This is a genomic window from Leuconostoc holzapfelii (assembly GCF_012396485.1).
In the GTDB taxonomy this organism is placed as follows: Bacteria; Bacillota; Bacilli; order Lactobacillales; family Lactobacillaceae; genus Leuconostoc; species Leuconostoc holzapfelii.
In genome coordinates, this window is sequence record NZ_JAAXPO010000016.1 from 1 (window position 1) to 11,896 (window position 11,896).

11 protein-coding genes and 3 pseudogenes are annotated in these 11,896 nt (G+C 33.4%); 11 read left to right on the forward strand and 3 right to left on the reverse strand.

Features of this window, described 5'->3' with window-relative positions:
- From HF966_RS08735 to HF966_RS08760, 6 genes and pseudogenes are all read left to right on the forward strand, one after another.
- Positions 1 to 245: pseudogene (locus HF966_RS08735) on the forward strand (plasmid recombination protein); the annotation flags it as partial.
- An 814-nt stretch (positions 246 to 1,059) separates the two neighbouring features.
- Positions 1,060 to 1,335 (forward strand): transposase, encoded by a 276-nt coding sequence (locus HF966_RS08740; protein WP_168677991.1) that lies wholly within the window; start codon positions 1,060 to 1,062, stop codon positions 1,333 to 1,335.
- Positions 1,336 to 1,481: 146 nt separating this feature from the next.
- On the forward strand, positions 1,482 to 2,162 hold the full coding sequence (locus tag HF966_RS08745; protein WP_281418521.1) for an IS3 family transposase: 681 nt from the start codon (positions 1,482 to 1,484) through the stop codon (positions 2,160 to 2,162).
- 1,244 nt (positions 2,163 to 3,406) lie between these two features.
- A complete protein-coding gene (locus tag HF966_RS08750; RefSeq protein ID WP_168677995.1) occupies positions 3,407 to 4,213 on the forward strand; it encodes a ParA family protein in 807 nt (268 codons plus the stop codon).
- Positions 4,214 to 4,228: 15 nt separating this feature from the next.
- Positions 4,229 to 4,558 carry a hypothetical protein gene (locus tag HF966_RS08755; protein WP_168677997.1) on the forward strand — a complete coding sequence of 110 codons (330 nt, stop codon included), beginning with the start codon at positions 4,229 to 4,231 and terminating at the stop codon, positions 4,556 to 4,558.
- A 722-nt stretch (positions 4,559 to 5,280) separates the two neighbouring features.
- Positions 5,281 to 6,198 carry an IS30 family transposase gene (locus tag HF966_RS08760; RefSeq protein ID WP_168677999.1) on the forward strand — a complete coding sequence of 306 codons (918 nt, stop codon included), beginning with the start codon at positions 5,281 to 5,283 and terminating at the stop codon, positions 6,196 to 6,198.
- A gap of 35 nt (positions 6,199 to 6,233) precedes the next feature.
- On the opposite strand, the gene HF966_RS08765 is transcribed toward HF966_RS08760, so the two are convergent.
- The 3 genes from HF966_RS08765 to HF966_RS08915 form a co-directional block, all read right to left on the reverse strand.
- Entirely contained in the window at positions 6,234 to 6,797 is a 564-nt protein-coding gene (locus HF966_RS08765; RefSeq protein ID WP_168678001.1) for a recombinase family protein, read from the reverse strand.
- A gap of 378 nt (positions 6,798 to 7,175) precedes the next feature.
- A complete protein-coding gene (locus HF966_RS08910; RefSeq protein ID WP_345719095.1) occupies positions 7,176 to 7,715 on the reverse strand; it encodes an MFS transporter in 540 nt (179 codons plus the stop codon).
- 93 nt (positions 7,716 to 7,808) lie between these two features.
- A complete protein-coding gene (locus HF966_RS08915; RefSeq protein WP_246586719.1) occupies positions 7,809 to 8,372 on the reverse strand; it encodes an MFS transporter in 564 nt (187 codons plus the stop codon).
- Between the two features lie 739 nt (positions 8,373 to 9,111).
- Between HF966_RS08915 and HF966_RS08775 the strand changes: the two genes are divergently transcribed.
- From HF966_RS08775 to HF966_RS08920, 5 genes and pseudogenes are all read left to right on the forward strand, one after another.
- Positions 9,112 to 9,477: a TIGR02328 family protein gene (locus tag HF966_RS08775; protein ID WP_168678003.1), complete on the forward strand. Its 366-nt coding sequence runs from the start codon at positions 9,112 to 9,114 to the stop codon at positions 9,475 to 9,477.
- Between the two features lie 467 nt (positions 9,478 to 9,944).
- A complete protein-coding gene (locus tag HF966_RS08780; protein WP_168678005.1) occupies positions 9,945 to 10,895 on the forward strand; it encodes a magnesium transporter CorA family protein in 951 nt (316 codons plus the stop codon).
- A 272-nt stretch (positions 10,896 to 11,167) separates the two neighbouring features.
- Positions 11,168 to 11,428, forward strand: coding sequence for a transposase (locus HF966_RS08785; protein WP_042252108.1), 261 nt, complete (start codon positions 11,168 to 11,170; stop codon positions 11,426 to 11,428).
- A gap of 56 nt (positions 11,429 to 11,484) precedes the next feature.
- Positions 11,485 to 11,682: pseudogene (locus HF966_RS09030) on the forward strand (hypothetical protein); the annotation flags it as partial.
- A gap of 3 nt (positions 11,683 to 11,685) precedes the next feature.
- Positions 11,686 to 11,896 (forward strand): annotated as a pseudogene (locus tag HF966_RS08920) (IS3-like element IS1163 family transposase); the annotation flags it as partial.

Below are 11,896 nucleotides of genomic sequence, written 5' to 3' on the forward strand. Positions count from 1 at the left end.
GTTTAAATGACGTTTATTGCATGAAAAGAGACGATGTGAAGGCGTTAGCGACGTGGATAGTCACTTTACCTGAAGAACTCACAGAAGCCCCCTACGAGCAACAGAGCGCCTTTTTTGAAGCAACCACTAATTTTCTGAATGACCGCTATGGTCAAGAAAATGCCGTGGCCGCGGTGGTGCATTATGATGAGACCACTCCTCACTTGCACTGTGCCTTTGTCCCAGTGGTTTTTGATGATAAAAAGACACCGCGTCAATAATTATAAATATATATCATATCATTGTTAATCGACATAATTACGTATACACTTCTGACTTATAGTTAAAAGAAAGTACAACGCTATATTTAAACGCTCTACGTCAAATGTTGCCTAATTAACTGAATTACAAGTAGTCCGATTTATTGACTTCTGAGCATCAACCAGTGACCTTTCTTAAATGTTAATCAATAAATTCACAAAAAAAGCAGCTAAATTATTAGAAATTTAGCTGCTCACGTCTTATTTGATATTAGCGTAACATTTAAGTATTGCTTGCCGGTTAATCAAAATCAATCTGCTTTTTTATAGTCTGCTGGTTCTGGCCTACCCTTAACTTCTTTCTGAGTGCTGAATGAATTATCTTCTTCTTCATTCTTATCTTTTTTCGTACTATCTTTAGTCATAGCGACCTCCCTGCTTACCCAATATGCTATACTTGATACGTAATAAGTGTAACAAAATAAACTTATAATGTAAAGTTTATATTAAAATTTCTATAATTAACTATCACTGGGTTTGTTTTTATAATTGCATTAAATTAGTGCTAACCTGATGCCAATATAATGCACGTATGACTAATATAATTATATATAACATACCTCATCATAAATCACTAGTTTTTACGTTTTTTTTGAATTTTTCACAAGTTATAATAATAAAAAAATAACGTGTTAAGTAGCAAGTTAACCAAAACTATACTATAGGTTTTAACATCAAGTTGCTCGTATACTGAAAATCCGGACCGCTTTATTTCTAGGGCATAATCCGAGATAATCAAGTATAGGAGTTTTTTTATATTATGAAAGCTAAGCGATACTCAACAGAATTTAAGGCATCAATTGTTGCCTTGTATAACGAGGGACGTTCTGCTAATTCTCTAGCCAATGAATACCATTTGGCTGTACAAACCGTCACGGGTTGGGTGAAAAAAGCCCAAATCATTGGGACGGACGTTACCGGTAAGCCAGTGACTCGTGCCCAATTTAATGCAATGCAGAAAGAAGTCGCAAGACTCAAAGAAGAAAACGAAATTTTAAAAATTGCGGCCCTTTTGCTGGGCGAACATCGCAAGTAACACGTAAGACCCATTTTCCTATTGTCCAATCATTGCCAAAACAGCATTTTAAACTCATGATGGTGCTTCGCCTACTCAAAATACCCAAAAGCACCTACTTTGATTGGGTTCACTATACTGAGAGACAATGACAACGAGAAGACACGATCTTAAAAGCATTGTTGCGTGAAATTTGGCAAAATAACTATAAAGCTTATGGCGCGCCACGTCTGCGATTAGCATTAGCTGATCTGAATTTGCATCATGGAACCAACCAAGTTCGTCGTTTAATGCGAGAAGCTGGCATATACTCTGTCATGAGTCGTCGATTTAACAAACCAACGACAACTGTTGATTATCGTCAACGTCCCAACTTAATCAGACATTTACCCGAAGCCAACGCTTGGATCATGGACATTACTTATTTAAAGTTGAGTAATGGTCAGTGGGTCTATTTAGCGTCAGTTTTAGAGTTACAAACGCGTAAGATATTAGCCCATCAAATCAGTGCCACGATGGATACCAAATTGGTAGTAACAACACTGCAAAGATCGCTGTCAACTGATAAAAAACCAAATTATTTACACACTGATATGGGCAGTCAGTTCACTAGTTTTGGCTTTGAAAATTTGTTAAAGCGACATAAAATTGATCATTCGTATTCAAAACTAGGACATCCATATGATAATGCCAAAATTGAAAGTTTTCACTCCCTATTAAAGCGTGAAATGATTTATCAATGCCGGTTTCCAGCGATTGCACATCTAATTTTAGATGTGTACAAATATATTCATTGGTTCAACAACGAAAGAATCAGTCTTGTCAATCAAAAAATAAAAGTAGCCTAATCAGTTCAGCCCTAGATAAAAAACATTCCGAATTATTGACTTATGAGCAACTTGCGAAAGTGCAGAATTTTCAAAATTTCTTAACCTCTCTACTTCACTCAAAAGTCGTCTATCAATACAAAAACTTGCTTTAACTACTGATTCAGACATTATTTTCTCCTAATACTAAAAAATATTTAGTATAAAAAATATCATAAAATCAATTTTTAAGTCAAATAATCTCTAAAATAAAAAAATCTTTTTCAATAAAAAAACTTGAAAAAGAATAATAAATATATTTGTTATATAAATATAGCCCTACCTAATAATTAATGTTTGACATCAAACTAAACTAATGCTTTGTTTGATTTGAGGGAACTGAGTTGGTTGAGCAAAGTTTTCCCTACTGTTAAAGTAGAAAAAACCTACGGTACACTTTGCCGTCATCTCGGTCATTCGTGTATATCGCATATCATACGAGTTTTTGCATTTCTGCATCTTAACCAACTGATCTACTTTTCGATCACACCATCAAATAATGCCCTGATGGCTCCTATATCGTATATTGCTTAACGCTGACAACATAGGATTGATTAAGCTCCATGTGCCGTAACACATTCATTATTCCTAACCCAAGCCGTTTATTATGGTCGCTCTCACCTACAATTACACCGTTGGTATGACTACAACTTCTGTGTAACGCCCTGTGTTTTTTTACGGTAGCGGTAGGGAAAATCCCGCTTGTCTATTTTTTCGTACACCATATACAGCGATTTGGATCTTCCGAATTACTCAAGGTAACTACCCCCTACACGTCATATATGCCATACCCCTTAGAGTGTTTGGCTTCACTATTTTTGAAATCAACCACATTTACAACATAAAGGAAATATTGTATAATATAGACACATAACTTAAAGCAAATAAGAAATGCGTGGCTATCAAGGACGGCAATCCTTGGTGGCTTTTTCTTTATTCATTTTTATGACTCAAATATACCGTACCAATATTTCCATGTCAACAACTTTATAAAGTTGTCACGTACCCAAATCTTTTATAAATTTATATTTTTATAAAGTTATATTTTTATAAATTGCTAATCTTATAAATTTATGATATTATAAATTTATAAATCAAGAAAAACCTACTGTTTTCAAGATGTGCAACCTGCAGATAATTAAAATATAAAATTATATTTTTCCACTTTTATATTATTATAAAAGTATAAATTTATATTTTTATATCTTTATAAAAGGAGATTTTTTATGACATACGTTATTACTACTGGTAATTTCAAAGGCGGAGTAGGAAAAACCACCAATTCAGTAATGCTCTCGTACACTTTATCAAAATTGGATAAAAAAGTATTACTCATTGATTTAGATCCACAAGCTAATGCAACTGATTTACTCCTAAATACAATGACTAATATCTATAAGAAAAAAACAGTATTTAAGGAGACTTTATTTGAATCCATAAAAAATAACAATCCAGATGAAGCATTAATCACTGTAAAAGACAATTTAGACTTATTACCTTCATATTCTGACCTACAACAATACGAACACTACCTTTATGAAAATTTTTCAGATGATTTTTCTCAAGATCATCAGTTATCAACCTTTATAGAAAAAATAAAAGAAAAATACGATTTCGTATTCCTAGATATTCCACCGCAATTAAACAAATTTACTGATAATGCACTGGTTGCTAGTGATTTTGTGATTGTTATTTTACAAACACAAGAAAGAGCTTTAAAAGGTGCAGAAAAATATATTGATCACTTACTACAATTACAAGATGACTATAAGTTAAATATTGATTTACTCGGAATTTTACCAGTCCTACAACAGAACGGTTCAGAACTCGATTTAGACGTGTTACAAGACGCTACTGAAATCTTTGGAAAGAATAATTTATTCAATACACACATTAAACAAATGAATCGACTCAAACGTTTTGATAGAACAGGTATAACAGATAATACAAAAGACATACACGATAAACGTGTACATGCAATTTATAGTGAACTAATTAATGAACTACTTGAACGTATTAACATTTTTAACTAATAGGAGATAATTAATATGACAGAAGAAATCGGATTAGGGGCATTTCGAAAAAAACGTACAGAACGACCAGAAAACATAACTCCAGAAATTGCTGATGAAACACCCCGCACAATGCCTGAAGATCTACTCAAACTACCCAACAAAAGATTAACGAGCAAAGAACTTCCTAAATCCATTCGACTTCCACTAAACACACACACGGCCATTAGTACAATTGCAACACTTCAAAGCAAAAAAATATATGAAGTAATCAACGATATTGTCGAAGAATACATTTCTGAATTGCCAATAGCAGAAAAAAAGATTATCAAATCTAGCATAGAAACAGTAGAAAAAAATAACTAATTGAAAATTGGTCTAAAAATTGTAGCTTTGTGAAAAATGCAAAATTAGCGACTTTGTGAACGACCAAAACTGCCTCCAAATGAGTTTGTGAATTTTCCGATTTCACAAGGAAAAACAACCCCTGATAAAGCCTGTCACAGCGTTATTTTCGATAGTGGTAATTATGTTAACCAATATGGGCATAGTAGATATTTATATCAGTTATGGGTTGTTAATTATGTATGTTTTAGCAAATCGTGTTATAATAAATGTAACCAAAAAAGACATGTGATAGAGACACATGCCTTTAAATCACAAGCCCGCTCAGGCGTTGATGATATTGTTTAAATTTAAAATAACTTAAACCCCTATTACCTCTCAAAGTTAAGGGGTTTTTGTTTGCCTATTTCTTAGGCTTGTTAATCTCTTTGATTAGTTCAACTACTTTAGTAGCCAAACCAACTAAAGCCGTAATTAACACAATTACCGCGGTCCAAAAGACCATTGTTGGTTTTATCCTCTCTTATAACATGAGGTTAAATACATAAGCACCACCCCCTGCTATTGGACTCACCAACGCCTTAACTTGCTTGCCTAATTATTGTACCATATTACCATTTAACAGTTTTTAGATAGCATTTTAATAAAAGGTAGATTGTAAAATTAAACCGAACACTTGAATAAAAAAGCCGCAGCGCCTTTAATGGGAATTGTCTAAAACAACCATAAAGGAACTACGACTCATGACTAGTTTATCATCTCAAGAATGCACTGTCATTCAAACTTTACTCGAATTGAATTATTCTGTTCGTGCCATTGCGCGCTTTATTAAACGCTCTCCTTCAACCGTTTCGATTGAAATTCATCAAGTTACACCCTATAAAGCCGAGATTGATCATGCTTTGGCATTGAAAAAACGTCATCTACGTGGTCGTCATGACACGCTAACACCAGCTATCGCTGTCTTTTTGAATCACCACATTGGTATATTGAAGTGGTCACCAGAAACCGCTACGCATGTTTTAGTGTTACCTTTCAAAACGATTTATAATTGGCTCAATGCTGGTCGACTCAAACTATCATTAGCTGATTTACCTGACAAAGGTACCCGTCAAAAGCGTCAATCTGATGGTAGACGACAAGTATTTGTACATGGTCGTTCGATTGAAACGAGACCTGAAAGTGTCAAAGCACGACAAACCTTTGGACATTTTGAAGTTGACACCATGCAATCGGGTAAAAGACGTGGCGATGTGCTGGTGACAATTACTGAAAGACTAAGCCGGCAACATATCGTGAGACAGGTCACTGGGCACAATAGTCAGGCAGTGACAGCAGTCTTAATTCGTTTTTTTCAAGGGATCAAAAATGCCAAGTCAATTACTGTTGATCGTGGGCGAGAATTTGCAAAATATAACGAAATCGAGCAAAAACTAGGAATTCCGATGTATTTTGCGCACCCATATTCACCAGAAGAACGTGGGAGTAATGAGATATTAAATCGATACGTCCGTCGTTTTATACCGAAAGAACGCAAAATTGAAACAGTTAGCGCCAAAGAATTAGATCAAATTAATCATTGGATCAATGCGAGACCAATGAAAACACTCAACTGGCAATCACCACGAAAGGTTTTTCAGCAGTTTGCAGTGTTCGGTTAATTCTTGCAATCTACCAAAACCTAAACTCGTATTTTCTATTCTTTCTTCAACTCTCTAAATCGTCTTTGTTGTGTCCGAATACTGATACCTGTTTTTCGATAAATCATTTTGTATGTCATACCCTGTTCTCGTAATTCATAAGCAAAATTAATCTGTTCATCACTATATGTTTTTGGACGCCCCTCCTTAAATTTTGGGTCCTTTTGCTTAGCATAATTTTTCCCTTCTTGGGTACGCGTCACGATCATATCACGCTCAAATTGCGCAAATGCACTAAATATTGTAAATATAAGCTGACCAGTTGGTGTACTGTCAATCAGTCCCATGTTTAATATATTAACCTTGATTCCTCGTTCAAATAAATCTTGAATAATTTCAAGTGCTTCACGTGTATTTCTAGCAAAGCGATCTAACTTAGTCACAATCAACATATCTCCAGACGTTAGCTGTTGGATTAATTTTTTAAACTCTGGACGTTTAGTTGTTGTTCCTGTAAATTTTTCTTGATAAATTTTTTCAGCACCAGCTTCTTCCAGAATAGAAATCTGATTTTCCAATTTTTGATCACTTGTACTTACACGTGCATAGCCATATTTCATTGTACTAACCTCATTTTCTCTGTCACTTACGTCATTAAGTTATGACGCTCTACAATCCCTTTAATTATAGGCTATAAAAAAAGGCGACACAACTGTTAAGTTATGACACAGTTTATATATTCATTTAGCGGACATTGACCCATTTATTAATAAAAACTGGACTTAGAATGCGTTTCTCAAACGTCAAAACCTAAAAAAACGCCCTTAAAAGGCGTTTTTTATGTTTAGCGTTGAATAGTTGGTCCTTTTTGTGTTTTTGTTTTTTTAAAATCAGGATTGTCATCAACAAATTTTTGTAACGATTTTTGTGTTTGTTCGCTAATTTTCTTACGAATTTCTTTCATCTACCCTTGTAATCACAAATCTTAATTTGGTTAATTATATTGATTTATTGTGTGTCTGATTACGACTAATTATTTTTTGACTGATAACTATCACTAACAGAATTGCAAAAATTGAAGCCATAAAGTAAAAATCACTTTTAACGGTTTCGCCAAATATATTACCTCCAGTGGTTAATGCTATCGGTGCAACAAAAGATCCCGCATTGAAACCAATTAATACCATTGTATTTATTGCGTTCTCTTTCCCACTCGGAGCAGTTTCAGAAATTTTCTTAAATGCATATGTACCAATAAGTGGCGAACCTATTCCTGAAATTACACTACCAAGGCATACTAGCCATAAATGACCCTGTGAGATAGCTAAACTTCCAATTAAGAAAGCCACTATGCCACTTGGGACGACCCACCAATGAAGCAAATTATAAATTTTGCCAAAGAAAATACCGACTATCATCGCCATAGTTGTTTTCATTGCTATGATAATACCTGATAATGTTCCAGTTCCTATTTTTTGCTCCGCTAATAGTTTTGGTAATTCCACATTAGTACCAGTATCACATAAAGTTATCAACATGAGAAATAAGGCTAAAAATACAAAGCCTATCTGTTTTTTACCATGACTTTCATTACTACTATTATTTTTTTTCAGATTATTTTTATCGGTTTTCTATTGCACTTCAGGTACATACTTCCAAAAAATAAATGATATTGGAATTGCCCAAACATAAATTAAGAAGCCAAAACGCCATCCAAGTAACAGCAAAGCTCCTATCATAAGACTAGCCAATGCATATCCTAATTGTTCCATGGAAGTTCGAATACCCAACAATTTAGTTTTTTCGCTACCACTATAAAGTAAATCAATAACAGTAATTGCCAAAGAATTAAAAAAACCCACTCCTACACCAAAGACAATCCTAGAAATTAATATTACATAGTAATTATCAATAAAGAAAGGTACCACACCTGCAAAACCGGCCAATAAAAGCCCTAATATTACAGTTTTTTTGATACCTATTTTTTTAGAAATAAAATTTGCAATTATTAAGGAAATGACAACTGAAAATTGTTGTACAGTACTTAAACTTTCAATAGCAGCCTCTGAAATATTATTATAATGGTTACTAATATCTGGCAACAGCGGAGAAATTGCCGGTCCTGTTGTGATAATAAGGGAAACGCTTAAAACCGATATTTTTGTTAATAAGTTTAATTTATTTTGTTTATTCATATCAACCTTTCATTTACAAGAATAAAAGCAACGTTTAATATTTTTTAATGTTCTAAAAATATTAATTCAATGTCTCTAATTTGCTTTGCCGTTCTCTCCTTTAATAAAATAACTGCTTAGCTTTTTTCACTAAGGAATTTTCTACCTTTCACTATCTTTAACATCTCATTGCAAACATCTGGTAATTGAACTTTCAGATCATCAATAATTTCTTTTAGCAATCGGCTTCTATACTATCATTATTATTAACAATGATGTTAAAATTTGCCTAATGCAGAAAAATTCGGAAAGAAATATAATAAGTTAAAAAATATAGCGTCATAATAGTAGCATTTACTAATGCTCAGAAGTCAATAAATTGGACTATTTTTATTCAGTTAATTAAGCAACATTTGAGATACGATTGCGATTATAAAAATTGATATACCAACCAATGGCTGCTTGGAAGACTGACATATTAGCCTCGATATCATCGAATAACTAAATACAGAAAAATACAATAAATATTATCTGGACATGATGCAAAAAAATGGTATCTATTTGCTGGCTGGTCCGCATGCCATGACCAAATATTGGCGAAATTCTTTGAAAAAAATAGAGGCGTTGCTGATAGCAGTATTTATTTTGAGCCCTTTGAGTGGTAAGCCGATAAGCTATTACCAGCTATTAATGTAAAGGAAAACACATTATGTTAACTCGGAATTACTAACAATTCTAATCTTAGAAAGGTAGACAAAAAATGAGGTTATGGCACGAATCGTTAATTACAAAATTACCACGTCAACAATTGCTTGGACAACATAGAGAGTGCTGTGCACTTCGTGGCGGCGGGTGGGGGAAAAGGCACGCAACAGTGGATTATGTCTTTATTTACTCTCCATATAAATTGTTTAAATACCACAAATTAGTTATGACGGAGATGTTAAATCGCGGATACAAACCGAATGAAAATTGGCTAAATCCCTTGTATCGTGGAAATAATATGATCCCTTATAAGTCCCTACCTATTGAAGTATCAACTTATCCTATTTATCCTGAACACGACCATAATTATTTAATTGAATGTATTGAAAATTTGAGAAAAAAAGGTATTGAAATAAAATAAAAACATCATTCGTTGTGGGGTTAAACACGAACAATGGCACAAGACTTAGAAGAGATATTTTCTAAATATAAGTTTAAGTTTAATTTTGGATAAAAGTGTTATAAATAGAGTGAGAATTATTAATAGTAGACAAGTTGTCTTTGGAAAATAATCGATATCTACATAAAAAGTATTTATCTAAAATCAACTTTAATACGATTAACAATGAAAAGGAATATTTCTAATTGTCTGGTTATGTACTAGTTACCATACTAGGCTGTCACTAAATTTGAATTTGAAAAAGGTCTATAATTACAAATTAGATAATACATTAGAAGCTGGAGACAAGCTTGTCTAGATAATGTGTGAGATAAAATTTTTGGCAGGTTATCATACATAAGACAAAATGTTTTTAAAACTGATAACGTATTTATTCCAAAACAATTACGCATTTATTTTTGAGAAAAATATAAAGCAGGAGGATTACAATGCTGAAAACTTATTCCTTAACAAAAGATACATTATTAGTTTCGTCAGAATCAAATATCAAAAATTCTGCTGTTGTTTATGTTTATGGTGACGAACGAGAATATATCGAATCTTCTGAACATAAATATGACTTTAAAATAGGCAATATACTAACGTTTGATGATCAAGTTGCATATGACACGATGATAGATCAGAACGATGAAAAAAGTTTGCTCGTAAGTTTTTTGTTTCCCGAGGTACATGAAGGTGGGCATCTAGATAATCTGACGACATCGGTTGTTTTCTTGGTATTTAAAAATAAGTTGATAATTTTTACAAAACAAAAATTAAAATTCATTCCCGAACTCTTATCCAATATGTTTTTACGTGATGTCAATCATTTCGTGGAGGAAGTACTTTTAAGGATCATGAAAAAAGATTTCTATGTGATGCTTAACGACCTTCGTGGAGTCAAGGAAAAAATTGATGATTTAGACTCAGAAATATCAACGTCCGGTTCACTCAGACCAACGTTTGGTGATTTATTGACTCTTCAAAAATACATGATAGCTTTGTCAACAACTTATAAAGCTAACCATAAAGCGCTTGATTTCATTAAAAAAAATTTCACAACTATTGACGATATTGATTTTAGTACTAAAAAAATAATTGATGAGTTATACGATACAAGTGATACAATGGATAGAATCATTTTAGGTTACAGCCAATATTTGGACACTTTGGAAAATATGATAAACAATATGATTTCGTATCAGCTAAACATGATTATGAAAACCCTAACCGAGATATCAATTGTTCTGACTATTCCAGCAATTATTTTTGGCTTTTGGGGAATCAATGTCCATGTCCCGTTTGAAAAGTCTTCTTATGGTGTTTTAGCCGTATTGATTATCTCTGCTACACTAAGTCTAATTTGCTGGTTTTTGATGCGACGTAAAACATATTTGTAAAGTATTTGTGATACCCTAATATGAATTAAAGCAGAATTTCTTTGTTGACTTTTTAAAAGGCTGATTCCTTTCAATAATTTAATAGCTTCAGCGGCTGCTCAGAAGTCAATAAATTGGACTATTTTTATTCAGTTACTTAGGCAACATTTGAGATACGATTGCGATTATAAAAATTGATATACCAACCAATGGCTGCTTGGAAGACTGCTCTTATACTAAAAAAATGGACTATTTTTATTCAGTCCGTAAAATGAAAGTATAGGAGTATTTTTATGTCAATTCGTTATTCACAAGATTTCAAAGATTCATTGGTTAAACTTCACCAAGAAGGCCGTTCACTTAAATCATTAGCAGAAGAATTTGGTCCGTCGAAAGATTCTATTGCTATTTGGGTTAAACAAGCTACCCCAATCATGATCAAGGGTCAGTCAAAGACTTTAAAAGACGTCAAGCAACTAGAGAAGCGCCTCGCTATTTTGGAGGAAGAAAACGAAATTTTAAAGCGAGCGGCCATCTTACTAGCCAAAAAATAGTCCGTAATGTGGGATTGCCGCTAGTTAATCAATTTTTAGCACAAGGCTACGCGCTTGTGCGTATTGTAAGTGCACTTAAAATCAAATCTAGTACCTATTACAATTGGCGCCATTGGCAGCCCAGTCGACAAGAAAAGCGTAGAGAATCCCTGAAACCTCATATTTTAGACGTTTGGAAAACCTTTAAATTTTATGGCTATCGTCGTATTGCTGCTTATAGTCACCTAAACAATGACTGTCCAAAAATATCTGAATATATGACACTCAAATTAATGCGTGAATTAGGGATTAGATCACGCATGCAAAAACGTTATCGCAAGCCAAAAACTGTGGTGACGGTCGATCAAAAGCCCAATCTGATTAGACACTTGCATGATTTGAGTGGTGTTTGGCAAACAGATATCACTTATATTCAGTTGACTAATCACAGATGGGTCTATTTAGCGACCGTTTTGGATCCTGAGAAGA